The organism is Nocardiopsis sp. NPDC049922, from assembly GCF_040660275.1.
Taxonomy (GTDB): domain Bacteria; phylum Actinomycetota; class Actinomycetes; order Streptosporangiales; family Streptosporangiaceae; genus Nocardiopsis.
In genome coordinates this window covers 1-26669 of record NZ_JBFAME010000029.1, presented here as the reverse complement: position 1 = coordinate 26669, position 26669 = coordinate 1, and the positions used below count along the sequence as shown (strand labels likewise).

Here is a 26669-nt window from a genome sequence, read left to right as displayed (position 1 = left end):
CGGAACCCCACCCCGGTAGGCGGTTGGGGAGCTGCTCTTGACCGAGATGGCTGACCGTAGGTTATGGTGCTACATAGCCCTAAGGTCGCCTTGGCCATGTTGGTGTGGGGGTGGCCGGGGCCCTTGTAGCCGCGGCCGAAGACCCCCTCCATGGCGGACACGTTGACGACGTAGGCGCGCCGGGCCGGGGAGGCGGCCAGGGCGGGGCGCAGCCGGTCGACGAGGAGGAACGGCGCGCTCACGTTGCACAGCTGCACCTCCAGCATCTCGACGGGGTCGACCTCGCCTACCCTGCGCGACCAGCTGTTGACGGGGGCCAGGTCGGGCACGAGTCCCCCGGCGTCGATGGCGGTGCCCTCGCGGACCCGCTCCATCGAGGCGGACCCGGTGGTCAGGGCCAGGGAGGTGAGCATCTGCGGGGTGAACGCGCTCGACGCGCCGGAGTCCAGCGCGCGCGGAGCCGCCCCGCCGAGGACGAGCGGTTCGGGCACGTCGCCGGTGAGCGGTTCGGCCTCGGCGGCGATCAGCGGCCCGTAGGAGTCCGGAGCGCGTCGGACGGTCTGCGCGGCGTTGTTGATGAGGATGTCGAGGTGTCCCCGCTCGGCGACGGCGTCGGCCAGCCGCACGACCTGGCCGGGGTCGCGCAGGTCGACCCCCACCACCCGCAGCCGGTGCAGCCACCGGTCGCTGTCGGGCATGGCGGAGAACCGGCGGACGGCGTCCTTGGGGAAACGCGTGGTGACGGTGGTGTGCGCGCCGTCGCGCAGGAGGCGCAGCGCGATGTACATGCCGATCTTGGCGCGCCCGCCGGTGAGCAGGGCGCGACGTCCGGTCAGGTCGGTGCGCGCGGCGCGGCGCTCCCGGTTGACCTCCGCGCAGCTCGGGCAGAGCTGGTGGTAGAAGGCGTCGACCTCCGTGTACTTGTCCTTGCACACGTAGCAGGGCCGGGCCTTGCGCAGCACGCCCGCGAGCTTCCCGGAGGTCCCGCTGGTCAGGGCGCGGCCGTGGGTCTCGTCGTCGATCCGGTCCGGCGCGGCGGTGGCGGTCGCCGCCAGGACGGCGTCGTCGTGGGCCTTGCGCTCGGCCCGGCGGACGCGCCGACGCTGCTCCTTCACGGCCTTGAACAGCCTGGCGGTCGCGCGCTGCAGGGCGACCGAGTCCGGGTGGTCGCTGGGCAGATCCACCGCGCGTTCGAGCACGTCCAGGCACACGCGCAGGTGCTCCGGGTCGACCCCGACCGTCTGTTCTTCCGTCACCGCTGGCTCCACCGCCGTCCTCCGTGGCCCCCTTGCCGGACCAACAGGAACCCTATGCGCATCCGGGGACCAACCGGGGCGCGGCTGGGTAGGAGGAGGGGCAGCGTCCCCTCACCCCCGGTAGGAGCTGAGATGCCGACCCGCCCCGCCGCCCTCGCCTTCGACGTCCTCGACACCCTGTTCCCGCTGGGCCCGCTGGAGTGGCGGTTCCGTGAGGCGGGGATCCCGCGGATCCTCATGACCCGGTGGAGCGACCACCTGTTGCGCGACGCCTTCGCGCTGGCCCTGGTCGGCGGCGACCGCACGTTCGAGGACGTGGCCCGGGGGTCGCTGCGGGACATCACCGGCCACCAGATCGCCCCGGCGGCGGAGGACGCCATCGTCGAGGGGCTGTCCCGACTCGCCCCCCGACGCGAGGCCGTGTCCGCCGTGACCGCCGCGCGGGAGGCGGGTCTGCGGGTGGTGGCGCTCACCATGGGCGGGGAGGACGCGACACGGGAGCTGTTGTCGGGAGCGGGACTGCTCGACCTGGTCGACGGGGTGTGCGCCGGCCGGTGGCGGCCGACCGGGGAGGCGTATCTGGCCGCGGCCCGGGACCTGGAGGTCGAGCCGCACCGGTTGGGGCTGGTCACCGCGCACGGTTGGGACGTGGGCGGCGCGGCCGGGGCGGGTTTGGTGACGGGCTGGTCGGCCCACCTGGAGGGCCGCTTCCCGGCGCTCTTCCCCGAGCCGGACGCGCGCGGGCGGGACCTCGGCGAGGTGGTCAGGGCCCTGCTGGACCTTCCCCCCGAGGGGTGAGCCCCTCCTCCTACTCCTCCCAGGACCGGTCGTACTGGGGGTGGCCCCGGTACACGGCCGCCAGGTACTTCACCGCGCGGCGCCAGGCGAGCAGTTCCGACCACGGGTCGCCGTCGGCGGGCGCGGAGGACGCCGGTTCGAGCACGCGCATGCTCGCGGTGTGCGCCCGGGTGTACCCCTGGACGATCATCCGCTTGGCCGTCACCTCCGCCAGAGCCCGATCCCGACCACGAGCCCCCACGGGAACCGCCCTCGACGCGCGCTCGTCCTCGTCCAGGCGCGCGTTGAGGAACTCGATGATGGTCAACGAAAGCAGCTCCCTCCGGTCCCCCGACGTCTCCGGTCAAGTATCCGTGATCCGACCGCGGCGGGCCAGCACCGTCACGGGCACCCCTCGAACTGCGGGACGCTCGTGACGAGCTCCAGGCCCGTGTCCCCGAACCACTCCTCCAGCAGTTCCGCGGCGGTTCCGTCCTGGTACATCTCGCTGATCGCCTTGTTGACCGCCTCGCACGCGCGCACGTCGCCGTGCGGCAGCCCCACGCCGTACTTCTCCTCGGTGAACGGGTTGTTCACCAGCCGGAAGGCGTCGGGGTCCTGCGCGAGGAAGCCCGCGAGGATGAGGTTGTCCGTGGACATCGCGTCCACCCGCCCGTCGCGCAGGGCGTCGACGCAGTCGCCGTAGCTGGGGGCGTCCGTCTGTTCGAGTTCGATCCCGAGCCCCTCGGTGATCCGGCGCGCCGAGTTGGACCCGCGCCCCTGGCAGAGCCTGCGCCCCGCCAGGTCGTGCACGTCGTCGATGTCGGTGTCCTCCTCGCGGACGAGCAGGTCCTGTTGGGCGACGTAGTACGGACCGGCGAAGGTCACCTCGGCCTTGCGGGCCTGGGTGATCGAGTAGGTCGCCACGACGATGTCCACCTCCCCGCTGATCAGCAGGTCCTCGCGCTCGGCGGAGGTCACCCCGACCAGCTCCACCCGGTCGGCGGGAAAGCCCAGGCGCGCGGCGATGTAATGGGCGACGTCGACGTCGAAGCCGGTCAGCTCGCCGTCGGGCCCCCGCAGGCCGGTGCCGGGCTGGTCGTACTTGACCCCCACGGTGATCGTCTCCAGGTCGAGCACCGACACCTCGTCGCCCAGCGCGGCGACGCAGCCGGTCAGCCCCAGCACGAGAGCGGCCGCCGCGGCGGGGCCGGTGGTTCCAAGCCTCATTCCCGTTCCTCTCTCAGCGGTACTCGGCCAACCGGGGACGGACCCCGAGCCCGACCAGGGCGAGCAGGGCCAGGGTGAACGCGGGGAGCCCCCACCGCCACGGGTCCAACACCCTGTCACCGCGGGCGATGCCCTCGGTGAACGCGCCCCGGTGCAGGTCGCTCAGCCCGTCCAGCGCGGCGACGTAGGCGGGGAAGGCGCCGTCCCGGGAGTCGGCGACGGCCATGCGCGTGCCGATCGCGGCGGCCAGGTCGCCCTCGCGGACGGCGGCGCGCAGTTCGCGGTCCTGGGCCTGCAACCGGGCGTAGGTCCACAGCACCTCGGCGAGCGCGTCCTCCTGTCCGGGCAGCAGTGACTCATGGGCCCGTTCGCCCAGGTAGCCGAGGGTGCCCGGGTCGTCGTCGTCCGGATCGTCCGACCCCGGCAGGTCGGGGTAGGCGGCGGCGACCCCGTCGACCGCCGTGTAGTACTGGTCGAGGTTCTCGGCGGGGCGGAAGAGCACCTGCTGAGCGCGTTCCAGGTACACCTGCTGGTAGTTGTCCGCGAGTTCGGGGTCGCCGAGGTAGCGGCTCTGGTCGGCCTGCATGTCGGTGGCGATCGCCCCGGCGCGGGCGAGCGCCATCGCGGCGTCCAGCCCCTGCTCCTTGGCGTCGTGCTGGTGGCCGATGCTGATCTCCAGGGTGAGGACCACGCCGACAGTGAGCGCCACGACCCCCAGAGTCGCGCCCAGAAGGGCGGGGTTGAACCGGCGGCGGAACCGCACACGCAGGTAGAGCTGGAGCACCACGAGCGCCGCGGTGGCGGCGACCCCGACGGCGCCGACCGACAGCAGTCCCCGCACGACCGCCAGCTGCCCCTCCTCGTGGTTCTGCCGGACGATCGCCGAGGAGTCCAGGCCCAGGTTGAACGCCTTGGGCAGCAGTTCGGTGTGCATCAGCTGGGTGGCGCGCCGGTACTCCTCCAGCGCCTCCTCGTCCAGTCGGCCGGGCGGGGCCTCGGCCTGGTCGTTGAGCAGCAGGGCGCGGGAGGCGAGCCGTTCGTAGGCGCCCATCCCGTCGAGCACCGCTTCGACGTTGCGCTCCTCCACGCTGTCGCCCTCGGTGAGCGAGGCGGCCTGGAGCAGCGCCTCGTTGGCCCGCAGGCGGCTGGCCTCGAACCGCTCCAGGGCGTCCGCGCGCCCCGACCCCAGGTCGTGGTCGGTCCCCATGAGCAGGACGTCGGCCATGCGCGCGTCCATGTCGGCCAGGTCCAGGTACAGCTCGGTGGTGGCCATGGCGCGCGGCCCGGCGTCGCGGCCGAGCACGTCGAGACCGCCGCGGGCCTGGGTCAGGGCGGCGTGCGACGACGCGAACAGCCCCGCGATCGCCACGGCGCACACCACGGTCAGCGCCCACACCCGGGCCGGGGTGGAGTTCAGGAGGCGGCGGGCGCCCGCCCCGGGGGCGGTCACCGGGCCTCACCCCTTCTGGACGATGATGACGGTCCACGCTCCGACGTAGATCCGATCGCTGTCATTCAGGGGAACCTCCACGTTACGGGGGATGGGGTCGGTGGCTCCGTTGATCGTCGTCCCGTTGGCCGATCCCGGGTCGAGGAGGGACCAGGAACCGCCGGACGCGGGCACCAGGATCGCGTGGACCCGGGAGATCGCGGGGTCTCCCCCCGGCCCGCCGAGGTCGATCTCGGGGGTGAATCCGCGGCTGACGCTGCGTCGGCCGATGTGCATCCGCTCGCCCTGGAGCATGACGCGGCGCCGCTGGTGGCGCGACGGGAACGGGAGCCGCTCGGCGTCGAGCCTGCCCTCGTTCACCAGGTACTGGTAGTAGGCGGGGTCGGCGGTCACGACCGCCCGCCACGGCACGCCGTGGACCGGGCCGTGCGGGCCGGAGCGCCGACGGTCGCCGCCGGTGCGCGAGGCGAAGTCGAACCCGCACTCCTCGCAGTACCGGCCGGTGCGGGACGTGCCGCAGTCGGGGCACGGTCCGCCCCGGGGTTCGACACGACCGTGCGGGTGCGGGTCCAGGAGGCGGTACTGGGGCCTGTCGGGGTGGTCAGGCCTGTCCCGCACGAGGCCCACCACCTCCGGGCACGGGTATGACGACGACGGTGATGTTGTCCTTGCCGCCCGCCCCGAGCGCGAGGTCGACGTAGCGGCGGGCGGCCTCCCGGGGCGCCGCTCCCGCACCGGGGACGGCGGCCGCCAGGTCGACCGCCTCCGGGTAGTAGTTCCACAGGCCGTCCGTGCACAGGACGACGGCGCCGGGTCCGGTGGGCGTGACGGTGGACACGTGCGCGTCGATCTGTCCGGAGTCGGCCCCCATCCACGCGACGAGGGCGTGCGCGTTCGCCGAGCGCATCGCCTCCTCCCTGGAGAGCATCCCCATCTGCACCATGGCCTCGCTCCAGGAGTCGTCCCTGGTGAGGAGGGCGGAGGCGCTGGCTGAGGGGCCTCCGGAGAGCCAGTAGGCGCGGCTGTCCCCGACCCAGCCGACGGTGACGGCGCCGGTGTCGGGGCGCACGACGGCGGAGACGAACGTGCAGGCGGGCGCGGAGCCGGGCGAGTCGGCGATCGCCGCGACGGCGCGGGCGGCCTCGGTCATCGCCGCGCCGGTGGCCCTGCGCGGGTCCTCGCCCCGGCGCACCCGTTCGGCGAGCACCGTCACCCCGGCCTCGGCGGTGACCCGGGAGGCCTCGTCGGAGCGGGGCGAACTGGACACGCCGTCGCAGACCACCGCGACGACCGCGCCGGGGGCGTGGGGGGCGTCGGCGGGCAGGACGCGGACGCCCAGGGCGTCCTCGTTGCGTCTGTGCCGCAGCCCCCGGTCGCTGACGCCGACGGCTCCGGGCGCGCACACCTCGACGTGGTCGCGTCCCCTGGGCTGCAGCCTGCCGCACGACTCGCAGAAGCCGGTCCGGACCCGCCCCGGGCACCACGAGCACAGGTCGGGGTTGGTGGGCTTGACCGGGACGCTGCCGGTGGCCGGCGGCGGCCACGCGGGGACGGTCGGGGCGGACGTCGCCGTCCGGCCGCCGGACCGTGCGGTCTCGGTGGACGGGCTCGGCCCGCCGGACGCGGAGGGGACGGAGTCCCGCCGCATCGGCTGGGTGGCCAGCGTGTCGGGTCCCGAAGTCCTGGCGCCGGACAGGCTGACCTGCGGGGCGGTGGGGGGACCGTCCTCGGGGACCAGACCGGGGCGTCCGTCGTGCTCGGGTCCGGGGGTCGCTCCCGACAGGCTCACCTGGGGAGCGGTGGGCACCGAGTCGGGGTTCTCGACGGAAGCGTCCCTGATGTCGCTCGGAAGGGTGCGTCCGCACCCCTCGCAGAAGCTGTCACCAGCGGCCGCGCCGTCGGCGCAGGCAGGGCAGGTCCGCACCTTGGACATCGCTGTTCCCTCGATCCTCACAGCAGGGTCACCGGTCGTAGGGAGTTGGCCTTGTCGACCAGTTCACGGCGTTCGCGTACCGAGGCGGCGCGGTAGGCCATCGCCCGGTAGCGGCGTTCCAGGTTGGCGCGGACGCCGTTCTCCGAGAGCGGCGCGCGTAGCAGCACCCGGTCGGCGGGCGCGCGGCCGCCCCCGCCGAGCCAGACCAGGACGTTCTCCAGGACCCGGACCGCCAGCCGGTCGGTGGACTCGCCGTCCAGGCCGAGCCGGTCCAGGCGCTGGCCCGCCTCCAGGAAGTCCTTGGCGTCCGTGGCGCCGTGCCGCGCGGACAGCACGGACACCAGCGCGGTCTGGGCGTGGACGTACTGGCTGGAGAGCTCGGGCACGGTGTCCAGAACACGGATCGCCTCCGCCCGGTCGTCCTGCGCGAGACGGATCCGCGCCAGGCCGAACGCCGCGCTGACGAACGAGTGGTCGGTGTTCCAGACCGTCCGGTACTGGCGGGCGGCGGTCTCGTGGTCGCCGGTCCGCTCACTGGCGAGGGCCAGGCCGAGCTTGGGCGCGCTCTCCCCCGGAAGGTGGTCGTAGATCCGGTCGAAGAGCGCGCGGGCCCCCTGGAAGCGGCCGGTGCTCAGCTCGGCGACCGCGAGGTACCAGTCGGTGCGCCAGTCGGCCGGGGAGGCCTCGCTGAACCGGTGCAGCGCGTCCATCGCCTCGGCGTGGCGGCCCACCGTGATGAGCGCACGGCACAGCATGAGCTGGGTCTCCGGGGAGGGCACGGCCATGCCCTGGAGGATGGGGACCAGCTCCTCCGGGGACAGGGCGGAGAACCCGCGCAGGTGCTGCGCCGCCGGGTCGGCGGGGTCGATCTGCGGCTTGGGCAGGAGCGCGGCGGCGTCGGTCGGCGAGGGCGGGGTGAGCAGCCGGTCGGCGTCGATCGCGCCGACGGCGGTGGCGCCGATCGTGTTCTCCCCGCCGAACAGGGCGGAGGGCTCCGGGTGCGGTGTGCCGTCGAGTTCGGACAGCACCTCGCGCAGCACACCGGTGAGCTGGTCGGACATGTCGGCGGCGTCGTGGAAGCGCTTCCTGGGCTCGGCGTGCGTGCTGCGGCGCAGCAGGCGGTCGAAGGACTCGTGCCGCACGAGCAGCGGCACCGTCTCCCGGGGCGGGAGCGTGTGCTGGTGCTCGCCCTTGGCGTCGAACCGGAAACTGAGCACCGCCAGCGTCCGGCCGACGGAGTAGAGGTCGGAGCTGACCGAGGGCCCCGGCGAACGCAGCTCGTCCTCCGGGACCCGGTAGCCGGGGGTGGAGTAGACGTGGCTGGAGGTGTCCTCCATGCGCCGGACGCCGCCGAGGTCGATGAGCTTGATCTGCTCCTCGCTCTGCATGACGTTGTCCGGTTTGAAGTCGCAGTAGAGCAGGCCCTTGCGGTGCAGGTGGTCCAGGGCGCGCAGGCTCTCCAGCCCGAAGGCGATGACCTGGTCGACGGGAAGGACCTCGTCCCCGGCGCCCCGCTCGCGGCGCTCCATGAGCAGCTGCCGCAGCGACTTGCCGCCGACGTACTCCATGACGATGTGCCCGGACGGGATGCCGGTGTCCGGGTCGGGGTGGTGGGAGAAGTTGATGATCTTGACGATGTTGGGGTGCTCGACCTCCGACAGGAACGCGCGCTCCGCGGCGGCGGCCCTGTGCGCCGCGGCGTCCCCGGCGTTGAGCAGGCCCTTGAGCACGACCCAGCGGTCGTTGACGTTGCGGTCCCGGGCGAGGTAGATCCACCCGAGTCCGCCGTGGGCGATGCAGCCGAGCACCTCGTACTGCCCGCCGACCAGGTCGCCCCGGGAGAGCTTGGGGGTGAAGGAGAAGCGGGTGCCGCAGCTCCGGCAGTACCCCTCGGTGCGGCCGGGCCGCCCGTCCCTGGAGCGGCCGACCCGATCACCGCAGGACCCGCACAGGCGGTTGTGCTCGGCGACCACGGGGCGGGACAGGACCGCCTCGGTCGGATCGCGGTAGGGGACGAGGGGCACCTGGACCATGCCCATCCCGAGCATGCCGCGTGCGGAACCACGGCTCGTTCCCGCCGATCCCGCGCCGGTGCCGCGCACACCGTCGGTGCCGCCGGGCCGGATGCGACCAGCGATGCGGACGTTGTCGAAGATCGGGTGGGACTCCACGGGGTTGTCGTCGGTCCGGTCGGCGTCAAAGGCTCCGGAGGTGAGCCACCGTTCGACGACGCCTCCGTCGCCGGGGGGTTCGGAGTGCGGCGCGGAACGTGGCGCCCGACCCCCGGGCGCCTGGCCCTCGGGCGCCGGACCGTCGACGGGGGCGTCCTGGGGAGGGGGCGCGTCGGCGACCGACGGGGCGCCGGACGGGGGTACGCGGGGCACCGGCTGGGTCGCGGGGGACGGCTCCAGGGGGACCATCCGCGTCCGGGCGTGGAGTGCGTCGTCGCCCGTCGCCCGTCCGCACACGCCGCACTGGCCGTCCTGGATCCCGCCGTCGCAGCCGGGTTCCACGCACATGGTCATCTGTTCGCACCGCCATCGTCCTCGCCGTCCGGCGCCCAGGCGGCGGAGGTGGTCCCGTCGTCGGGGAAGTCGGCGCCGGACGTCTCCTGGAGCGCCCTGAGGTAGGCGGCCAGGGAGACGGTCGCGGCGCGCAGGTCGCAGGGCACCCGCCACAGTTCCCAGTGCGCCGCGCCGTACAGCTCGGTGAGCCGCCGGTCCCCGGTCAGCCCGAGGCGGACGGCGCGGGCGCGGTAGGCGTCCAGGCGGCCGCGCAGCTCGGCGCGGCGTTCCAGCAGCCGGGTGAGGTCGGCCTCGCGCTCGCGGGCGTCGTCGGTGGCGTCGTGGATCGCGTGTTGGAGCACGCCCAGGCGGGCGCCGAGGTCGCGCCAGCGCCCCTCGGCGCGCAGCGTGTCCAGGTCGGCCACGGCGGCGTCGAGCGCGGGAACGGGGTCGTGGACGTCGACCGCGGCGGGCGAGGAGACCTTGGCGACGACCCGCCCGCGCAGGATCCGGGCGCGCTCGACGATCCGCCCGACGTCGTCGACGGCGCAGCGGAGGCGTTCGACGTTCTCGTGGTAGGAGTCGCGCATGCGTAGGGCGTCGCGGAGTTCGCCCCGGGTGCGGTCCAACAGGACGCGCAGGCGCTCGATCTCGGTGGTGACCACGTGGCCGTCCACCACCAGGGACAGCGGGTCGCGGTGGATGGTCTCCTCCACCCCGGACAGGTCGGCTCGCAGATCCTCGTGCGCCTCCTCGGGGAGGCCCACCATGTCGGAGTAGGTGCCGATGTCGCGCCACATGGACTCCAGCTCGGCGAGCCGGGGCCGGAGCGCGTCCCAGGCGGTCTCGACGGCGGAGATCGCCTCGGTGGCCCCCTCGTAGTCGGCCGTCGCCCGGGCGATGGCCTCGGCGAGGGTGATCCGCTCGCCGGGCTCGTCGCCGTCGGGCAGGACCACCGACGGTCCGTCGAGGAGCCGGGTCAGTGCGCACGGGGTGTCCGGGTCCGCGGAGGCGCGCAGGTCGGCGGCGCGGTCGAGCACGGACCGGAGGGCGGCGTAGACCGTCCACAGGCTGTGGACACGGATCTCCGCCTCCTCCCAGCGCCGCCGGGTGCGCCCGACCAGGTCCGCCGACCGCATCGTCCGGTGCCCGCCGTGGCGGTCGAGGTCCCCGCACTGGAGTGCGATCCGGTCGGCCTCGCCGCGCACACGGTCGAGCGCGTGGTCGATGCCCTCCCAGCTCATCGGAGGCATCCGTGCCCCTGGCGCGCTCCCCACCTTCCGTACCACTCCCCATGTCGCCCGACCACGCCCCACGCACGCGTGAACGGCCCGGTGCTCCCAGTGTCTGGGTACGAGTTTGGCGGGAGGGATCCCGAACCACAAGGGCGGCCCGGCGTTCGGCCGCCAGCGGCCACGGCGGGACACGGTCTCGAAGGCACCGCCGCCGTGCCGCGAACATCGGAGGAGCGTGACCGGGCGCGCCGTGTCCCCCGGCCGTCCCCGGCAGGCGGGTCCGCCGCCTCAGCGCCCGTGTCGTGGCGGGGACCGGGTCGGCTAGGGGCTGGCGACCGGCCCGGGCGGCTCGTCGCCCTCGTCGGGCCCCGGCTCCCCGGCCTCGGGCTCCTCCCGCACGCGGTTCCCGGGCGGGGCGAAGGCCTCGGCGACACCGCGCAGCCGGAACCCGGCCACCGCGAGCACCACGCCGAAGATGATCGCGTAGACACCCACGACCAGCACGATCACCTGCGCGCCCTCCAGGGGCCAGAACCACAGCAGCAGACCGAAGATGACCGACAGGGCGCCCACGAAGATGAGCAGCCACTCGGAGCTGATGTGCGCCCGCAGGCGGACGGCGGTCACGATCTCGGCGACGCCCGTCACCACCGCCCACACACCGATCACGAACACCAGCGCGATCACCGCGACCACCGGCCAGATCAGCGCGATCAGACCCATGATGACGCTGAGCACCGCCTGGATGACCAGCGAGGCGCGGGTGCCGGGCGACGCGCGGAACGCGGCGTACCCGAGGGCGCAGCCGTCGACGAGCGCGAAGGCGCCGAAGACCACCGCCAGGGCGATCAGGGTCAGCCCCGGCCACAGCAGGGCGACCAGACCGAAGATCACGGCGGCGATCCCGCGCAGGACCACCACCCACCAGTTCCGGCTCATCTCGCCGAGCATGTCGCCGGCCAACGCGTACCGGACCATCGCTGCCTCCCGAGTCCCTCGCGGTCGCCCGTGGTCACGGGACCTCAGGATGCAACTTCCCCGGGGCGCGCGCCCCGACGACAGATGACGGGCAAAATGCCTGGCAAGGGACGGTACGGGCGCGGAGAACGACGACACCCGCCCCCGGTGCCGGGAGCGGGCGTGACGGGTCGCGGGATCAGTCCTGACCGGGGTAACGGCGCTCGCCGGACCCGATGTAGTGCTGACGCGGACGCGCGATCCGGAAGGCCGGGTCGTGCAGCTGCTCGCGGTAGTGGGCGATCCACCCGGGCAGGCGGCCCAGGGCGAACAGCACGGTGAACATGTTGGTCGGGAAGCCCATGGCCCGGTAGATGACGCCGGTGTAGAAGTCGACGTTCGGGTAGAGCTTGCGCTCGGTGAAGTAGGAGTCGGCGAGCGCCGCGGCCTCCAGCTTGAGGGCCAGCGAGAAGAGCTCGTCGGGGTTCTCGTGGTTGTCGAGGATCTGGCTGGCCAGACCCTTGATCTCCTTGCTCCGCGGGTCGAAGTTCTTGTACACGCGGTGGCCGAAGCCCATCAGGCGGACCTCGCGGGCCTTCACGCGCTCCAGGAAGTCCTCGATGCTGGTGCCCGAGTCGCGGATCTCCTCGAGCATCTCCAGCACGGCCTGGTTGGCGCCGCCGTGGGACGGGCCGGACAGGGCGTTGATGCCCGCCGCGACGCTGGCGAAGATGTCGGCCTGGGCGGACCCGACCACGCGCACGGTCGCGGTGGAGCAGTTGAGCTCGTGGTCCGCGTGCAGGATGAGCAGGAGGTCGACGGCCTTGCCGAACAGGTCACCCAGCTCGCCGTCGGCGGAGTTGTCGCCGAAGGTCATCCGGATGAAGTTCTCGACGTAGTCAAGCGAGGCGTCCGGAGCGATCGGCTTCTCGCCGATCGAGTTGCGGTAGATGCGGGCCGCGATCGTCGGCAGCTTGGCCAACAGCCGGATCGTGGCGAGCTCGACCTGGTTCTCGTCGGACGGGTCGACGCTGTCGGCGTAGTACGCCGCGAGCGTGTTGACGGCGCTGGCCATCAGCGACATCGGGTGGCCGTTGCGGGGCATCGCGTCGATGAACGTGCCCATCTCGGCCGGGATGTCCGCGTTCTCGCGCAGCTTGTCGGAGAACTCCTTGAGCCGGCCGGGCTCCGGCAGCTCGCCGTAGATCACCAGGTAGGCGACCTCGAGGAAGCTACTGCCCACGGCCAGGTCCTGGATCGGGTACCCGCGGTAGCGCAGGATCCCCGCCGCCCCGTCGATGTAGGTGATCTTCGAGCTACACGAAGCGGTGTTGCCGAACCCCGGATCCAGGGTGGTCATACCGGTCGACCCCAGCAGGGTCTTCAGCTCGATGGTGCGCTCACCCTCGGCGCCGGTGAACACCGGCAGCTTCAGCACGCCGCCCTCGTAGTGGAGCTCCACCGTGCGCTCTTTGTCGTCTTCGCTCATGCCCGAGGTCAACCTTTCCAGGCGGGGGATACGTGAGGTGCGTCAGACGCGGGGCGGTCAGCCGCCGCGTTCTTGATTCACTCGTTATTGTTCTGTTTTGTTAAACGACGGTTAAGCAAAATCATATAAGTTTCACCGATTCACGAACAGGTGACATGCAACACATACCCACATGTGGGCAGAATTACCGCACGGTGAAGATTTCCAAACTTTGCCGAACGTCGATTACTCCGTGATCGCCCTGAGGCTCCGCGGACGACACCGGGGGTCTCCCGATGGCGCCCAGCCTCCTGTGCCGGTCCCCTGAGCACTCCGCCACCCACCCCGAACCGGGACCGTCCGGACACCGTTCACAGATGTGGACAGGTGCCGCGAAGCCCGGTGCGACGCGGAGTCCGTACGCGCCCTAGTGGCCTTCCCTCAGGGTACCTTCGCCCTGATCACGGGCGTTGAGGAGGGGCGTCGACAGTGCGGTGATCTTGGCCTCTGTACGGTGCCACGCAACCCCATCCGTCACTCTGGTCACACGAGAGCACGCCCACCGTGTTCAACGGTGGTACGGGGGGCACGCGGGTTCACACCTTCACCGAGGGGCACGTGAGAACGCGGTAAACGGCGCACCGGTGAGACGTTCGGGCCGGAATCCACCGCCGGAAGTCGACACGCCGTCAACGGCATTCACCGGGAGTCAACGGAAGGGACATGGGTTCCCACAATGGCCGATACGAAACCCTCGCGTGACACAGTTCTTGTCACAGAAGGGTTACTCCTCCTCGACGCCTCCGGCCAGCAGCGGCTCCATGAACAGACCGGGGTGATCACGCTCGATCACGCGCAACCGCCACTTGTTGTGCACCAGCACCAGCAGTTCCCCGTCGTTCCGCCGACGCAGCACCTCCGCCCCGGACAGGGCGTGCAGCTCGGGCGCGGACTCGGCGTCCGTGCGCCGCGCCACGGAGTACTCCAGCGGCGAGGTCTCGATCGGCGACCGGAACTCCTGCTCCATCCGGTGCTTGACCACGTCGAACTGGAGCGGGCCCACCGCCGCCAGCACCGGGGCCTGCTCACCGCGCACGTCCGAGGTGAGCACCTGCACCACGCCCTCGGCGTCCAGCTGCGCGATCCCGCGCTGGAACTGCTTGTACTTGCCCGCGTCCACGGCCCGCGCGACCACGAAGTGCTCGGGGGCGAAGCTCGGGATCGCCGGGTAGGTCACCTTCGGTCCGTCGTAGAGGGTGTCGCCGACCGCCAGCGCCTGGGCGTTGACCAGCGCGATCACGTCGCCCGGGTAGGCCACGTCGATCGTGGACCGGTCCGCCCCGAAGACCGCCTGGGTGTACTTGGTGGCGAACGGACGCCCGGTGGCCGCGTGGGTGAGCACCATCCCGCGCTCGAACCGACCCGAGGAGACCCGCACGAACGCCATCCGGTCCCGGTGGTTCTTGTCCATGTTGGCCTGCATCTTGAACACCTGGCCGGAGAACGGCGCCTCCACCGGGCGGGGGCGCTCCCGCTCGTCGGGCTTGGGCGCGGGAGCGGGCGCCAGCCGCACGACCGTGTCCAGCAGCTGGCCCACACCGAAGTTGGGCAGGGCCGCGCCGAACAGCACCGGGGAGGACTCCCCGGTCAGGAAGGACGCCTCGTCGTAGTCGGCGCCCAGGGCCTCCAGGAGTTCGATCTCCTCCCGCGCGCGCTCCCACTCGGCGCCCTCGGTCCGGGCGGCGGCGTCGGCGTCGAGGACCTCCTCGATCGCCTTCTGCGCGCCGCCGGGCGTGCGGGTCATCTTGGTGTAGGTCCCGCTCGCGCGGTCGATCAGGCCGCGGAAGTCACCGGCGATGCCGACCGGCCAGTTCAGCGGGGTCGGCCGCAGTCCGATCCGCTGCTCGATCTCGTCCAGCAGCTCCAGCGGCTCGCGGCCGGGCCGGTCCCACTTGTTGACGAACGTGATGACCGGCATCCTCCGCGCCCGGCACACGTCGAAGAGCTTCAGCGTCTGCGGCTCCAGGCCCTTGGCCGAGTCCAGCAGCATGATCGCGCAGTCGACGGCGGACAGGACGCGGTAGGTGTCCTCGGAGAAGTCGGCGTGGCCGGGGGTGTCCAGGAGGTTGAGGACCCGGTCGGAGTAGTCGATGCGCAGCGCGGCCGAGGTGATGGAGATCCCGCGGTCCTGCTCCATCTGCATCCAGTCGGACGTGACGCCCCGGCGGTCGCCCTTGCCGTGGACTGCGCCGGCGGAGGAGATCGCGGCCGCGTGCAGGGCGAGCGCCTCGGTGAGCGTCGACTTACCGGCGTCGGGGTGGGAGATCACCGCGAAGGTGCGTCGGCGTCCCGCCTCGCGGCCGACCTCGGCCTCCTGCCGTGTCGTACTCGCCTGATCCACGCTCATTCCGGCTGCCCGTCCCGCGTCCGTCCTACATCTCGGCCCCGTCCAGAGTACGCCCGCCGGAGGAGCCCCCGGTCCGCCCCGTGGACGACCCGCGCGCCGCCCGGGGATTCGCCCCGGTTCGTCCGGTGGACGGGCGCGTCACGGCGTCCGGCGCGGGTCCCCCACCGCCGCCGTGATCCGGCGCAGGAGTTCGTCGCGACCGGTGTCACTCGGATAGACGGCGACCAGGACGCTCTCCCCCGCGGCCCCCGCCTCCGGGTCACCGGTCGCCCGCCGTTCCGGCGTGTCGAGCACGGTCTCGGCCGTGCGCCGGACCAGCTCCGTCGCGGCGTCGAACCGCGCCCACACCTCCCGGGGGTCCTGGTCGGGGGCGCGCAGCCAGGACCGCAGCACGTGGTTGTGCGCGGCGATGAGGGACGCGGCCACCACACCGGCCTCCAGGGAGTGGCGCTCCCCCCGGTCGGCGGCCAGGTACCGGCTGAACGCCGCCTGGTAGCGGGCGGTCATGGCCACCTCGCGGTCGCGCAGCCGGGGATGGGCGCGCACGAGCCGGTACCGGGGCACGGTGATCTCCGGGTCGCGCAGGTAGCCCTGGAGGACCAGGCGGGCGGCCGCGCAGGCCGAGCCGAGCGGGTCGTCGGGGGAGGCCTCCAGGAAGCGGACCACGGTGGAGAAGAGTTCGTCGTGCTCGGCGAAGAGGATGTCCTCCTTGGAGCCGAACCGGCGGAACAGGCTGCGGCGGCTGACCCCCGTGGCGGCGGCGATGCCCTCCATGGTGGTGGCGTCGAACCCGTCCTCGGTGAAGAGCCGGACCGCCGCGAGCACCACCTCGCGCGTGTCCGTGCGCGACGCGCCGCCGCGCCCCTCGGCGCGCGCCCGCGCCCCCGTCCCGGCCATGGGTCCACCCCCTCCGCCTCTCGACCCGGTCCGCCCCGTCCGGGGGACATCCAGAAGGTATCCGACCTCGACGGTGTACTTCGCCCCGTTCACCCCCTACCCTGGCACTGGATGCCATACACCGGCACGCGGTGCCACAGACCGGGACGTCGGGACGCCACCGGAGAGGGAACGTGACATGAGCGACTTCGACCTGTTCAAGACCACCGAGGAGCACGAGGAGCTGCGCGCGGCCGTGCGCGCCGTCGCCGAGGACAAGATCGCGCCCCACGCCGCGGAGGTCGACGAGACCAGCTCCTTCCCCCAGGCCGCGCACGACGCCCTGGTCGCCACGGACTTCCACGCCCCGCACATCGAGGAGAAGTACGACGGCGTGGGCGCCGACGCCCTGGCGACCTGCATCGTCATCGAGGAGGTCGCCCGCGCGTGCGCCTCCTCCTCGCTCATCCCCGCGGTCAACAAGCTCGGCACGATGCCGCTGATCCTCGGCGCCTCCGAGGAGGTCAAGCAGCGCTACCTGCCCAAGGTGGCCAGCGGCGAGGCGATGTTCTCCTACGGCCTGTCCGAGCGCGAGGCCGGTTCCGACACCGCGAGCATGCGCACCCAGGCCGTGGCCGACGGCGACGACTGGATCCTCAACGGCCAGAAGTCGTGGATCACCAACGCCGGAGTGAGCCAGTACTACACGGTCCTGGCCGTGACCGACCCCGGGGGCCAGCGCGGCCGCAACATCTCGGCGTTCGTCGTGCACGCCGACGACGAGGGCTTCACCCTGGGCGAGCCGGAGCGCAAGCTCGGCATCAAGGGCTCCCCCACGCGCGAGCTGTTCTTCGACGACGTCCGCATCCCCGGGGACCGCATGGTCGGCGCCCCCGGCGAGGGCCTCAAGATCGCCCTGCGCACCCTCGACCACACCCGCGTCACCATCGGCGCGCAGGCCGTCGGCATCGCCCAGGGCGCGCTGGACCACGCCGTGGCCTACGTCAAGGAGCGCAAGCAGTTCGGCAAGGCCGTCGCCGACTTCCAGGGCGTGCAGTTCATGCTGGCCGACATGGCGATGAAGCTGGAGACCGCCCGCCAGATGGTCTACGTCGCGGCGGCCAAGTCCGAGCGCGGTGACGACGACCTCGCCTTCTTCGGCGCCGCCGCCAAGTGCTTCGCCTCCGACGCCGCCATGGAGATCACCACCGACGCCGTGCAGCTGCTGGGCGGCGCGGGCTACGTGAAGGACTTCCCGCTGGAGCGCATGATGCGCGACGCCAAGATCACCCAGATCTACGAGGGCACCAACCAGATCCAGCGCCTGGTGATGGCCCGCCAGCTGCTCAAGTAGGCCGTAGGAACGACGAAGGCCCTGGTCATCCCGCCTCTCCCCCGGGGGAGGGCGGGACGGCCAGGGCCTTACTCATGCGCCCGGTGAGGACTCCCATCGGGCTCTGTTCCGTCTACGTTCCGTCAGAGTCGCTCTGATCGGTGTTGAAACGCCCGTCGATGGCCTTGCGAGCGAGGTCGTCGGAACTCGGCAGCATGTGCCCGTAGATGGACAGCGTGACCTTCGGATCGTGCCCGAGGTAGGAGGCGAGCGCGACCACCGAGACTCCCTCGTGCAGCTGCACGGAGGCGTAGTAGTGCCGGAGCTGGTGGATCCCCTCCTTGCGACTTGTGCTGTAGCGGCGGCGGCCCCGCTTGTCCTTGGTCGGTTCGGGGATGATCCCCGCGGCCACGAGGGCAGGTTTCCACACCTGTTCCCCGTACGTCCGAGCACGGACATGCAGGTCGTCAGACCAACGGAACAGCAGATCGACCGTGTGCGGTCGGCCTCGAAGCGTCTCCCAGGGCAGTGTGTAGGGCCGGGGAGGGTAGGCCGCGATGTGCTTCTTCAGGGCCTCGGCCACCCAGAGCGGCATGGGGACGGTCCGTGTCTTGTCGTTCTTCGGCAGGGAGAAGACGAAGCGCTCACCGAGCTTCTTGAGCTGTCGGCGCACGTGGATCACCTCCCCCTCGAAGTCGAGGTCCTCCAGGCCCAGGCCGAAGATCTCCCCTTGCCGCTGACCGCACCCGGCGGCGATCACGGGGACGGCCCGAAGACCCTCGGAGTGGTCCATGACCAGAGCGTTCACTTGGGCATCACTCCAGACCTGGACTTCCCGCCCCTGCCACTTCGGTTGGCGGACGATCTTCGACCGGGCGGGGTTCCTCTTGATGGACCCGTCGGCCTCCGCGATCTCCAGCACGCCGCGAACCACCAGGAGCGCGGTCGCTGCCGTGGAGGGGCTGTGGGCATCGTGGACGCTGCGGACCAGCGCCGCGATGTCCGAGGGCTTGATCGACTTCACCATGCGCTGGTCGAACACCGGAGCGACGTGCCGCCGGTACACGCCCTCGTAGTGGATCTCACTGGCGGGGTCCACCATGAGCGACGTGAACCAGCGCTTCGCCAGGTCGCCGAAGAGGACCTTGCCAGCGTCGGGGTCGAGGTAGTCGCCGCGGTTCCGGTCGGTCTCCATCGAGGCACCGTGGCGGTCGGCGTCCCTCTTGCGCTCGAAGGCCCTGGACCTCTCATCGCCGTTCGGGTCCGTCCAGACGGCGAGGTAGCGCTTGCCCTTACCGTGGCGCGTGCTCTTCTCCCTGGTCACCGACCCGTCAGCGTGCTTGACCTTGCGCCACCACAGGTCTTTGGTGTGCGCCATCAGACCTGCTCCTCCACCCAGGAGCGGACGTCCTCGGGGAAGTACCGGACGTACCGGCCGACCCGGTGCGAGCGCGGACCGTACTGCTTGTAACGCCACTGGTAGAGGGTCTTGACGGGGACCTGGAGGAAGTCGGCGACGTCCTCGATGGACCAGAGTGCGGGGGGCGCTTCCTTCACGGCGTTGTTCGCCATGCGGGCTTCTCCTTGCTTGGGAACGAGTGGGCCGGTGGTGGGTTTTGGCAGCTAGGCACCGGAACCACTGATCTGCGGATGTACCTGGTAGATGGGCGAGGGCGGGCGACCTCCCTTCGACTTGCGCGGGGGCGGGGGCTCCTGGCGGATCCAACCCAGATCGGCCAGCAGCGCGAGGGGCTCGTGAAGGTCCGCCGTCTTGGTGATCTGCTTGCCTCGCAGAGCGTGGAACGCCTCGCGCACGGCGAACCGGGCGGGCTTGGCCCGGGTCAACCAGTCGAGGACCTTGCGCGCGCCCACGTGCGATTCATCGGCTCCCATGGCGTCGAAGACGGCCAGGGCGTGCGCCGCGTAGTACTCGCCGATCACACGGGCGCGTTCCAACGTGTCGGCGGTGATCGCCTTGCCCCACCCGTCGGTGAGGTGCTCGGCCAGGTGCAACAGCGCGGCGATGCGCACGATGGCACCGACGTACTTGCCTCCCCAGTCCCGGATCTTGCCGAAGCGGCCGTCCGGCCGGAGCTGGGGTTCGACTTCCTCGTAGAGGATCTGCGAGAGCCGTTCCTGTGCCTGTGGGGCGAAGGTGAGCGTGACCGGCTCTTCCAGGTGCCACAGCGAGTACAGGAGCGTCTGAACGCGGTGCTGGTAGAGCTGTTCCACCTCGGGCGGGATGGGAGCTGGCTTCCGCGTCCGGTACCCGACGTTGTCGGCGGGCAGGGCGTACAGGATGCGCGCCAGCAGACCCCGGCCGCGGCCGCCCGGCGTCCCGAACACCTCGCTGAGCGCTTCCGGTTGCAGGGCGATCCCGATGGTCAGCGCGGACTTCGCGACGAAATCGGGTTCACGTCCCTGGCGGTCTACGCGGATCGGTTCCCCGGCGTGGGCCTTGAGGAAGGTGTCCAGGTTCGGCATGCCGGAGTACCGCCCGGCCAGCGTGCCGAAGAACCCTCCCTCCGGGGCCAGGAGAGCGAGCCGCCCGCCCTGCTCGGCAAGGCGGCGTGCCAGGTTCTCCGGGGTGATGTCGTCGGCGACCAGCTTCGGCTGGTGGGGCACGGTGATCTCGGCGGCGGACTCGGCCGCCTCGGTGGCCTCCACGATGGACTGCGGGTCACGCTGCTTCTCAGCCTCAGACGCAGCCTCTTCCGCCTTGGCCTCCGCGATCCGCTTCGTGAGTCCGGCCTCGATGATGCGGGGCTTCATGTGCTCCACGAGCCGCTGCTCGGCGGCGAAGATCGGTTCGTTCATCAGCGCGAACACAGCGCTCTTGCGGCTGGCCGGTTCCATCGCGGCGACGGTGTAGACGCACACGGGCTCCTTCCAGTGGCCGGTATCGGCCCACACCCGGCCCGAGGCGGCGGTGGACAGCGCCGCGAGCGCCAGACACCCGGCCAGATCCGGCGGCGTCTGCGTCGCGTCGGACACGGCGGCGGCGTACTGGCCCGCCCAGGCCGGGAAAGCGTCCAAGGGGAACTCGGGAAGCTGCCCCTCGACCTCATCGAGGGAGACCGGTTCACCCCAGGACGTCGACTCCGGGGTGTCCAGCTCGCGTTTAGCGGCCTTGACCAGTTCGTGGACGTCACCCTCGCCGGAGTACCCGATCTGAGCGATACGCGTTCCCGCGCTCACCAGGCCCCGAAGCGCGGCCTTGTCGGCGACGATGCGGGCGTAGTACCCGCCGTTCGCGACGGTCGGGACGGACTCGGCGAGGGTGTGCAAGTAGAGGGCGCCGCCCGTGTTGGCGGACTGGCCGCGCTTGACCAGCTCAGCGTTGACGGCGATCGCATCGTGCGGCTCCCCGCGGTGGGCCAGGTGCCGAATCGCCTCGAAGATCACCTGGTGGGTGGCGCGGTAGAAGTCCGCCGCGTTCGTCACCTCACCGATGGACGCGACGTCCTCGACGGTGCCGAGCAGCATCGCACCGAGCACGGCCTGTTCGGCCGCGATGTCGTGAGGGGGCAGGGGGCCGTGTGGCCCGTCGCCCTGGTCGACATCCGGCACCGCCGCGAGCATCGGCTTGTGCTGGCCCCGGTGGTCAGCGCCGGCGTGATCGGACATGATGGAAGAGCGCTCCTTGCTTGGGAGTTGCGCGGTCCCGGTGGTTTGCCTGGCAGCTAGGCACCGGGACCGCTTTTGCGTGTGGTGGGTCAGGCCTCGGAGAGCCACCAGGAGCCGTGCGTGAGGTCGTTCTCGGCGTGGGCCTCCAGCGCCTCCTGGTAGTCGAGGTCGCCGTCCTCATATCGGGACTCGATGTCGGCGGCCGCGCGGTCCCCGCACTCGGGGCATCCGCAGTCGCTGTAGTTGCCGTCGATGAACTCGGCTTCGCAGTCGTCGGGGTTGAACACGGTGATCTCCTTGCTTGCTAGGTCAGCGGTCGGTGTCGATCTGCCGGGGCGGGGGCGGGGCGATGGCGGTCGGGCCGACCTCGGTGACGGTCGTTGAGGTGTCCGCCGCCGTGGTCGTGGGGCCGATGAGGATCTCCATGTAGACCCGGCACCGGTTCGGGTTGCCGCGCCGGTTGGGGTAGGGGCGGGAGTAGTCCAGAACCTCCGCCCACGGGGTGGCCTGGAGGCGTTCGGCGAACGCGGCCAGGTCGTCGGGGAACCCTTCGAGACGGACCTTGACCGGTTTGCTGGGGGTGGCCTGAGCCATGCGGATCTCGCTTTCGTTGGGTGCGGACGCCGGTGTGGACGCCCCGGCGCGGTGTTACAGGTCAGAGGCCGTCCGCACCGGTGCGGACGCGGGTGCGGACACCGGTCCGAACAGGGTGCGGACGGCGGTGCGGACGACCGTCAGGCGGCGACCAGAGCGTCAGCGAGGAGGGCCCAAGAGCCGTCGTCCTCGTGCCGGATCCGACCGGCCTCCTCCAGACGGCTCAACTGCTTGTAGATCCACGTCCGCTTCCGGTCCACACCGATCTCGCGCAGACCCGCCCCGACATCCGGAGCACGGAAGGTGGTCAGGCCCCGGTCGAACCAGGTCTGGAACATGGCGTCCAACGCGGCCTGAGCCTCCTCCGCGCTCTCCTTGGTCCTCTTGCGCGGCGTCAGAGCGAAGTCCTCCTCCAGGGGCGGGATCTCGGTGTCCAGGTCGCCCACGACGTCGGGGTTGTCGTCGGGGACGGTCAACACGATCGGCTCCATCTCCTCGTGCTCCTGGTCGTGGTCGGCGGTCACGATCGTGTCCTCCTGGTCCTCATTGGCGGCCGTGGTCGCGACGGCCGGGGCGGCACTGGTCCGGCCCTCCAGGAACCGCGCGTACGTCTCCCCGAACGCGGCCCGCGTGATGGGGTCGAGCTTGTTGTCCTGGGGCGGGAGGCTGTCGGCGGCGGCCTTCAGGACACGGTTCTCGTCCTTGGGGTCGGTGGTGGGCGGGCCGAACATCTTGACCGCAACCACGTGCCGGTCCGGGTCGGTGTGCTCGATCGCGGCGTAGGCCGCGCCCGGCTTGGACTTGCGCCAGCGCGAGGGGTCGCACCCGGCCTCGGTGACGTAGTCCGGGAGCACGAACGAGGCGTCCGCGTGGTCGCGCACGCCGAAGCACAGCCCGTCACCGAGGTTGGCGCGGGTGTCGGTGTCGAGGTTGCCCCAGGTCGCCCGTTGCAAGGACAGGTCCAGGTGGATGCCGACCGACCGGGCCACCCGGGCGACCTCCACAATCTCGTCGAAGTCGACGACTTCGGCGGCCTCCTCCACAAGGATGTGCAGGAAGGTCAACCCGCACCCGGGCACCCACTGGGCGTGCCCGGCGTCTGCGAGGTGGTTGGCACGGGCCTTGATCGCGCGCTTGACAGCGGCCAGTTGGGCGCGGGCGGCGTCCTTGGTGTAGGCGGGCCAGCCGATCGCGTTCTGGATCGGCCCGAGGGTCTGACGGCCCTTGGCCAGGTCGATCGCGAGCGTGAACGTGTCCGACCGGGCGGCGACCTGCACCATCTTGACCTTGCCGTACACCGACTTCCCGGCACCGGCCATGCCCACGGTCAGGCTGTGCCGGTTGGTGATCTGGTTGAAGAACGGCTCCCCGTCCTCGTAGACCCCCAGGTGCAGCGGGTGGTCGGCGATCGAGGCCCCCACGTGGGTGGGATCCAGGCCCGTCCACGGGATGAGGCGGCCCATCACGTCCTTCTTCGTGATGACCAGCTCAGCCCGGTCCGCGCGGGACTGATCCTCGATCACCCGGATCGCGCCCGGCGCGACCCCGTAGGCGGACGCCAACTCCTTCGCGCGTGCCTGGATCGACTCGGCAGTCTCGCCGTTGTCCAGCGCCAGTTCGTGACGCTGCTGCATCTCGGTGTCGCTGGTCATCGTGGCCTTGACGTCGCGCAGCTTCAGCTTCTCGGCGACATCGGTGAACGTCGGCAGCACCCGCCCGCCCTTCTTCGAGGACGTCTCGGCACTGCCCTGGCCGGCGGCCCACAGGTGCACGTTGGCGATGCCAGCGGCGGCGGCCCCACCGATGATCAGCACGTCCATGAGCGGACGCCCGGGGCCGAACGCGGTGGCCAGCGTCAACCACGCGGCTGACCCGCCGGTCATGGCGGTGGCGATGTGGTGTGCGTACCAGGTACGCGCCCCGGTCAGTCGGTGAGTGGCGAGAGTGACCACCCCGCCCGCGGCCGCGATCGCGGCCGCCGCCAGACCAGTCCCCCATCCCAGGTCGCCCCACATCCAGTGGGTCAGGTACCCGGCCGGGATCAGCGCCGGAGCGGCCAACCAGGGCCGCGCGTAGTCCATGACGGTGTTGCCGCGTCGGACCGAGGACTCTCGGTCGCCGTCACGCACCACCAGTTCGTTGCGAACCACGGTCATTCCCTTCGTCTTCGGGGCGGGGCCGTACCCGGGTACGGCCCCGCGGCTCGTTGGCGGCGGTCAGGCGTTGAGGTCGATCGTCTTGCGCTTCTTCTGCGGCTTGATCAGGTGCTCGAAGTGCTTGACCATCGACCCCCAGGTCCGCACGGCCTCGATGCCCACGGTCCTCTGGGCCTCGGCGGAGCGACGCAGGTGGCGGGCGATGCTGCGGGCCTTGGAGCGGACCGCGCGGGCGGACTCTCCGGGCTCGGGCGGCAGGTCCTTCAGTGCGGCCTCCAGCTCCTGGGCGGAGTACTCCAGCTCCATCGCCAGCGCCCGGCTCAGCTTGCGGACGGTCTCGGTGTACTTGCGGATGTCGGAACCGGTCTCGAACTCGATCGCCTCCAGGTCGGAGATGATCTGCTTGGCGTAGACGGACTCAGCGCTCACGGGTCTCCTCGGTCTCGGTGGTCGGGCGGTTGATGACGATGGCGATGACCCCGCGACCGGGGCCGTAGCGGCGCACGTGCGCCGCGTGCAGGTGCTCCCGCCAGGTCCGCCCCAACCAGGCGGCGGCGTCGGCGAGGGTGTTGCGGATCGGGCGGATGTCCAGCCACGCGCTGATCAGCGAGTCGGCGTGGCACAACAGGTGATCGGCGAAGGAGGCAGTCGCCCGCAGACGGGTGCGCCAGTCGGTACGGGTCACCGGTCGCTCTCCGGCTCCGTCAGGTGGTCGCAGACCGTGGCGACGGCGTACAGCTCCACGGCGTCCACCGCCACGCTCAACGCGCCGACCACGCCGACCACCAGGGGCCAGCCCACCTCGCCCCGGTGGATCATCCAGGCGGCCACCACCAGGGCGCCCAGCGCCAGCACCGTCCGGAAGGCCAGGTCGGCCGGGGGCATGTGGCGGGCGCCGTGGGCGATACGCCACATCAGGTCGGGCAGGCCGACGCGCACGGTCATGGAGGGCTCAGGGCAGGGGCGGCTCATGCGATCTCCTCGAAACCGGGAAGGGTCAACTGGTCAGCGCACACCGGGCAGCGGTCGTGCGGCTGCGTCCGGTGCTTCTTGGGGTCGCGGCACCGCTGGTCAGCGGGCGGACGAACCTCGATCAGGTGCTTGGCCTTGTCGGTCTCGGCCAGACGCTTGGCGTAGTGCTCGCCGAACTCGGTGCCGCACGAGCAGCGGACCGTGTAGCACCACGCCAGCCCCTGGCTGGTCTCCTCGCGCCAGCGGCGCACCCTCGGGCGGTGGCGGACGGTCATGCCGCGTCGCCCCCGTCCTCGATCTCGCGCCGGATCCGGCGGACGGTCGAGGCGGCCAACCCGAGCGCATGGGCGATCTCACCCGTGGGAGCGCCGGGGCGATCGGACAGGAAGTCCGCGACCCGGCGGCGGTTCTCGATGCCCTCCAGGCGACGCCGCTCCTGCGCGGTCAGCACCCGTTCGGTCGAGGCGTCGTCGCCGTGCGAACGGTCCCGCTCACACGGGCGCTCAGACGCGGTGACCTTGTCAGATGCGGTGTCGGCCCCGTCGTCGTTGGCGGGGGTGTCGTCGTGTGAGCGGTCCGGGCCGGTCCCGTGTGAGCGGGGGGCGTCGTGCGAGCGCTCAGACGGACCGTCGTGTGAGCGGGTGTGGTCGCGGAGGTAGTCGGCGGCTTCCTCCGCGATGGCTTCCCCGACGACCTCCAGGCCGTCCCCGGGGCGACGGCGGGGCGGAACGCTCGCGCGGGGCTCGTCCGTGCGAGCGGGCTCCGTCTCCGGCGCGGCGGCAGGTCCGGGAGAGGGGACGGTGGCCCGCTTCTCCTTGTCGATCTGGTGGATGGACTGGGTGATCGCAGCCGAGGCGCTGGTGTTGATCAGGTACGCCAACCCGGCGAACAACGCGCTGCCGATGGAGCAGGCCGCGCCGACCGGGCCGGTGCCCAACCAGGACCCCACGATCGACACCAGCAACGGGGCCAGCATCAGGACCACGAACAGCTTGTTCGTGGCGGGGTCGATGACGGTCGCGGCGCGGGCCAGGATGCCCCGCCACACGATGACCGTGGTGGACAGCCCGGTCAGGCCGATTTCAGCGAGGTAGCCGACCGGCTCCGGCCCGCCGTGCTTGGCGACCAGCGCGGCCAGTCCCATCGCGGACCCCACGCTCAGGGCCAGGGACGCGGCCAGCGCGAGGCGGCCGAAGCGGGCCTGGTGGCGGGTCATGTCCAGGATCGTGCGGGCCGGGGAGGTGGCGCGGCGGGCGGCCGCGATGATCTTGTCCACCTCGGCCTGTTCACCCTCGCGCCGGTCGGCCTCTTCGGCCTCGCGGAGCTTGCGGCGGTGGATCAGGTCCAGCTCGGTCGAGAGGCGCTCCGCGGTCAGTTCGTCGTAGCGCGCCCTGGTGGCGGGGTTGAGCGCCGGGTCCTCCAGCAGCTCTTGGCCCGGGATGGACGCGAGCGTCTTGGCGTCCTGGACGGTCTTCTTGATCTGGTCAGCGGTGATCGGGGCGGCCGCGTCGGGCCGTTCCTGGTGCTTCTTGCGGTGGTTCATCGGCGGTCCTCCAGCTTGGAGAGGCGGCGGAGGGTGTCGAGGTCAGCGGCCCGGTCCACGAGCGGGTTGCCGACGATGAGGTAGACCAGCGCGCACAGGACGAACAGCGCGAAGAGTGAGATCAGCGGAGCCATCAGCGCCTCCTCATCGGGTTGGCGGGGGTGAGCAGCAGCGCGGCCAGTGCGAGGTAGGCGGCGACGATCGCGATCGTGAGCAGCATCAGCGCCACCCCCCCAGCACCGCGACGACGGCGGACGGTCTGGCTGACCACCAGGCGGGTACGGCCCCAACGGCGGGCGGTGCGCTTGACCTTGCGGACAACCTCAGCGGCCTTCAGCAGGGCCAGAACGG

Annotated in this window: 25 protein-coding genes and 2 pseudogenes; 2 read left to right on the top strand and 25 right to left on the bottom strand. The window is 71.6% G+C overall.

The window, feature by feature from the left end:
• A partial coding sequence (locus AB0I72_RS27065; protein ID WP_358573585.1) for an SDR family NAD(P)-dependent oxidoreductase occupies positions 1-1256 on the bottom strand: 1256 nt, incomplete at its 3' end.
• 132 nt (positions 1257-1388) lie between these two features.
• Between AB0I72_RS27065 and AB0I72_RS27060 the strand changes: the two genes are divergently transcribed.
• On the top strand, positions 1389-2054 hold the full coding sequence (locus AB0I72_RS27060; RefSeq protein WP_358573583.1) for an HAD family hydrolase: 666 nt from the start codon (positions 1389-1391) through the stop codon (positions 2052-2054).
• A gap of 10 nt (positions 2055-2064) precedes the next feature.
• On the opposite strand, the gene AB0I72_RS27055 is transcribed toward AB0I72_RS27060, so the two are convergent.
• The 11 genes and pseudogenes from AB0I72_RS27055 to AB0I72_RS27005 all read right to left on the bottom strand — a co-directional run bounded on the left by AB0I72_RS27055 (position 2065) and on the right by AB0I72_RS27005 (position 16114).
• Positions 2065-2361, bottom strand: a complete 297-nt coding sequence (locus AB0I72_RS27055; RefSeq protein ID WP_358573580.1) for a DUF6221 family protein — start codon at positions 2359-2361, stop codon at positions 2065-2067.
• Between the two features lie 74 nt (positions 2362-2435).
• Positions 2436-3263 carry a glutamate ABC transporter substrate-binding protein gene (locus AB0I72_RS27050; protein WP_358573578.1) on the bottom strand — a complete coding sequence of 276 codons (828 nt, stop codon included), beginning with the start codon at positions 3261-3263 and terminating at the stop codon, positions 2436-2438.
• A gap of 13 nt (positions 3264-3276) precedes the next feature.
• The gene (locus tag AB0I72_RS27045) at positions 3277-4713 is read right to left on the bottom strand and encodes a hypothetical protein (protein WP_358573576.1); all 1437 of its coding nucleotides are present in this window, start codon (positions 4711-4713) and stop codon (positions 3277-3279) included.
• 6 nt (positions 4714-4719) lie between these two features.
• Positions 4720-5286, bottom strand: coding sequence for an FHA domain-containing protein (locus AB0I72_RS27040; RefSeq protein WP_358573589.1), 567 nt, complete (start codon positions 5284-5286; stop codon positions 4720-4722).
• A 28-nt stretch (positions 5287-5314) separates the two neighbouring features.
• Complete coding sequence (locus tag AB0I72_RS27035; RefSeq protein WP_358573573.1) at positions 5315-6646, bottom strand: protein phosphatase 2C domain-containing protein; 1332 nt, start codon at positions 6644-6646, stop codon at positions 5315-5317.
• A 17-nt stretch (positions 6647-6663) separates the two neighbouring features.
• Positions 6664-9171 (bottom strand): tetratricopeptide repeat protein, encoded by a 2508-nt coding sequence (locus AB0I72_RS27030; protein ID WP_358573571.1) that lies wholly within the window; start codon positions 9169-9171, stop codon positions 6664-6666.
• A complete protein-coding gene (locus tag AB0I72_RS27025) occupies positions 9168-10394 on the bottom strand; it encodes a hypothetical protein (protein WP_358573587.1) in 1227 nt (408 codons plus the stop codon). Before AB0I72_RS27025 ends, AB0I72_RS27030 begins: the two co-directional genes overlap by 4 nt.
• A 414-nt stretch (positions 10395-10808) precedes the next feature.
• Positions 10809-11363, bottom strand: a pseudogene (locus tag AB0I72_RS27020) (HdeD family acid-resistance protein); the annotation flags it as partial.
• A 178-nt stretch (positions 11364-11541) separates the two neighbouring features.
• A complete protein-coding gene (locus AB0I72_RS27015) occupies positions 11542-12831 on the bottom strand; it encodes a citrate synthase (RefSeq protein WP_358573568.1) in 1290 nt (429 codons plus the stop codon).
• A 763-nt stretch (positions 12832-13594) separates the two neighbouring features.
• Positions 13595-15217: a peptide chain release factor 3 gene (locus AB0I72_RS27010; protein WP_358573566.1), complete on the bottom strand. Its 1623-nt coding sequence runs from the start codon at positions 15215-15217 to the stop codon at positions 13595-13597.
• A gap of 138 nt (positions 15218-15355) precedes the next feature.
• Positions 15356-16114, bottom strand: a complete 759-nt coding sequence (locus AB0I72_RS27005) for a helix-turn-helix domain-containing protein (RefSeq protein ID WP_358573563.1) — start codon at positions 16112-16114, stop codon at positions 15356-15358.
• A 178-nt stretch (positions 16115-16292) separates the two neighbouring features.
• Between AB0I72_RS27005 and AB0I72_RS27000 the strand changes: the two genes are divergently transcribed.
• The gene (locus AB0I72_RS27000) at positions 16293-17447 is read left to right on the top strand and encodes an acyl-CoA dehydrogenase family protein (RefSeq protein ID WP_358573561.1); all 1155 of its coding nucleotides are present in this window, start codon (positions 16293-16295) and stop codon (positions 17445-17447) included.
• 112 nt (positions 17448-17559) lie between these two features.
• Here the strand turns inward: AB0I72_RS27000 and AB0I72_RS26995 are convergent, their stop codons facing one another.
• The 13 genes and pseudogenes from AB0I72_RS26995 to AB0I72_RS26935 form a co-directional block, all read right to left on the bottom strand.
• Positions 17560-18804, bottom strand: a complete 1245-nt coding sequence (locus AB0I72_RS26995) for a site-specific integrase (protein ID WP_358573559.1) — start codon at positions 18802-18804, stop codon at positions 17560-17562.
• Entirely contained in the window at positions 18804-18998 is a 195-nt protein-coding gene (locus AB0I72_RS26990; RefSeq protein WP_358573556.1) for a helix-turn-helix domain-containing protein, read from the bottom strand. Before AB0I72_RS26990 ends, AB0I72_RS26995 begins: the two co-directional genes overlap by 1 nt.
• A gap of 51 nt (positions 18999-19049) precedes the next feature.
• Positions 19050-21053, bottom strand: coding sequence for a DUF3987 domain-containing protein (locus tag AB0I72_RS26985; protein ID WP_358573554.1), 2004 nt, complete (start codon positions 21051-21053; stop codon positions 19050-19052).
• Between the two features lie 89 nt (positions 21054-21142).
• A complete protein-coding gene (locus AB0I72_RS26980; protein WP_358573551.1) occupies positions 21143-21340 on the bottom strand; it encodes a hypothetical protein in 198 nt (65 codons plus the stop codon).
• A gap of 22 nt (positions 21341-21362) precedes the next feature.
• Positions 21363-21647, bottom strand: a complete 285-nt coding sequence (locus AB0I72_RS26975; RefSeq protein WP_358573549.1) for a hypothetical protein — start codon at positions 21645-21647, stop codon at positions 21363-21365.
• Positions 21648-21787: 140 nt separating this feature from the next.
• A complete protein-coding gene (locus tag AB0I72_RS26970) occupies positions 21788-23803 on the bottom strand; it encodes a hypothetical protein (protein ID WP_358573547.1) in 2016 nt (671 codons plus the stop codon).
• 60 nt (positions 23804-23863) lie between these two features.
• Positions 23864-24232 (bottom strand): hypothetical protein, encoded by a 369-nt coding sequence (locus AB0I72_RS26965; RefSeq protein ID WP_358573545.1) that lies wholly within the window; start codon positions 24230-24232, stop codon positions 23864-23866.
• Complete coding sequence (locus tag AB0I72_RS26960; RefSeq protein WP_358573543.1) at positions 24222-24488, bottom strand: hypothetical protein; 267 nt, start codon at positions 24486-24488, stop codon at positions 24222-24224. The genes AB0I72_RS26965 and AB0I72_RS26960 overlap by 11 nt, the downstream gene beginning before the upstream one ends.
• The gene (locus tag AB0I72_RS26955) at positions 24485-24775 is read right to left on the bottom strand and encodes a hypothetical protein (protein ID WP_358573540.1); all 291 of its coding nucleotides are present in this window, start codon (positions 24773-24775) and stop codon (positions 24485-24487) included. Before AB0I72_RS26955 ends, AB0I72_RS26960 begins: the two co-directional genes overlap by 4 nt.
• Positions 24772-25050, bottom strand: coding sequence for a hypothetical protein (locus tag AB0I72_RS26950; protein WP_358573538.1), 279 nt, complete (start codon positions 25048-25050; stop codon positions 24772-24774). Before AB0I72_RS26950 ends, AB0I72_RS26955 begins: the two co-directional genes overlap by 4 nt.
• Entirely contained in the window at positions 25047-26318 is a 1272-nt protein-coding gene (locus tag AB0I72_RS26945; RefSeq protein WP_358573536.1) for a hypothetical protein, read from the bottom strand. Before AB0I72_RS26945 ends, AB0I72_RS26950 begins: the two co-directional genes overlap by 4 nt.
• On the bottom strand, positions 26315-26452 hold the full coding sequence (locus AB0I72_RS26940; protein WP_358573534.1) for a hypothetical protein: 138 nt from the start codon (positions 26450-26452) through the stop codon (positions 26315-26317). Before AB0I72_RS26940 ends, AB0I72_RS26945 begins: the two co-directional genes overlap by 4 nt.
• Positions 26452-26669: pseudogene (locus tag AB0I72_RS26935) on the bottom strand (hypothetical protein); the annotation flags it as partial. The gene AB0I72_RS26940 and the pseudogene AB0I72_RS26935, both read right to left, overlap by 1 nt.

What these genes read in the sequence shown, in the direction of transcription:
- AB0I72_RS27060 (WP_358573583.1), top strand. Translation starts at nt 1,389, where the DNA reads ATGCCGACCCGCCCCGCCGCCCTCGCCTTCGACGTCCTCGACACCCTG.
- AB0I72_RS27050 (WP_358573578.1), bottom strand. Translation starts at nt 3,263, where the DNA reads ATGAGGCTTGGAACCACCGGCCCCGCCGCGGCGGCCGCTCTCGTGCTG.
- AB0I72_RS27035 (WP_358573573.1), bottom strand. Translation starts at nt 6,646, where the DNA reads ATGTCCAAGGTGCGGACCTGCCCTGCCTGCGCCGACGGCGCGGCCGCT.
- AB0I72_RS27030 (WP_358573571.1), bottom strand. Translation starts at nt 9,171, where the DNA reads ATGACCATGTGCGTGGAACCCGGCTGCGACGGCGGGATCCAGGACGGC.
- AB0I72_RS27025 (WP_358573587.1), bottom strand. Translation starts at nt 10,394, where the DNA reads ATGAGCTGGGAGGGCATCGACCACGCGCTCGACCGTGTGCGCGGCGAG.
- AB0I72_RS27015 (WP_358573568.1), bottom strand. Translation starts at nt 12,831, where the DNA reads ATGAGCGAAGACGACAAAGAGCGCACGGTGGAGCTCCACTACGAGGGC.
- AB0I72_RS27010 (WP_358573566.1), bottom strand. Translation starts at nt 15,217, where the DNA reads ATGAGCGTGGATCAGGCGAGTACGACACGGCAGGAGGCCGAGGTCGGC.
- AB0I72_RS27005 (WP_358573563.1), bottom strand. Translation starts at nt 16,114, where the DNA reads ATGGCCGGGACGGGGGCGCGGGCGCGCGCCGAGGGGCGCGGCGGCGCG.
- AB0I72_RS27000 (WP_358573561.1), top strand. Translation starts at nt 16,293, where the DNA reads ATGAGCGACTTCGACCTGTTCAAGACCACCGAGGAGCACGAGGAGCTG.
- AB0I72_RS26995 (WP_358573559.1), bottom strand. Translation starts at nt 18,804, where the DNA reads ATGGCGCACACCAAAGACCTGTGGTGGCGCAAGGTCAAGCACGCTGAC.
- AB0I72_RS26990 (WP_358573556.1), bottom strand. Translation starts at nt 18,998, where the DNA reads ATGGCGAACAACGCCGTGAAGGAAGCGCCCCCCGCACTCTGGTCCATC.
- AB0I72_RS26985 (WP_358573554.1), bottom strand. Translation starts at nt 21,053, where the DNA reads ATGTCCGATCACGCCGGCGCTGACCACCGGGGCCAGCACAAGCCGATG.
- AB0I72_RS26975 (WP_358573549.1), bottom strand. Translation starts at nt 21,647, where the DNA reads ATGGCTCAGGCCACCCCCAGCAAACCGGTCAAGGTCCGTCTCGAAGGG.
- AB0I72_RS26970 (WP_358573547.1), bottom strand. Translation starts at nt 23,803, where the DNA reads ATGACCGTGGTTCGCAACGAACTGGTGGTGCGTGACGGCGACCGAGAG.
- AB0I72_RS26955 (WP_358573540.1), bottom strand. Translation starts at nt 24,775, where the DNA reads ATGAGCCGCCCCTGCCCTGAGCCCTCCATGACCGTGCGCGTCGGCCTG.
- AB0I72_RS26950 (WP_358573538.1), bottom strand. Translation starts at nt 25,050, where the DNA reads ATGACCGTCCGCCACCGCCCGAGGGTGCGCCGCTGGCGCGAGGAGACC.
- AB0I72_RS26945 (WP_358573536.1), bottom strand. Translation starts at nt 26,318, where the DNA reads ATGAACCACCGCAAGAAGCACCAGGAACGGCCCGACGCGGCCGCCCCG.
- AB0I72_RS26940 (WP_358573534.1), bottom strand. Translation starts at nt 26,452, where the DNA reads ATGGCTCCGCTGATCTCACTCTTCGCGCTGTTCGTCCTGTGCGCGCTG.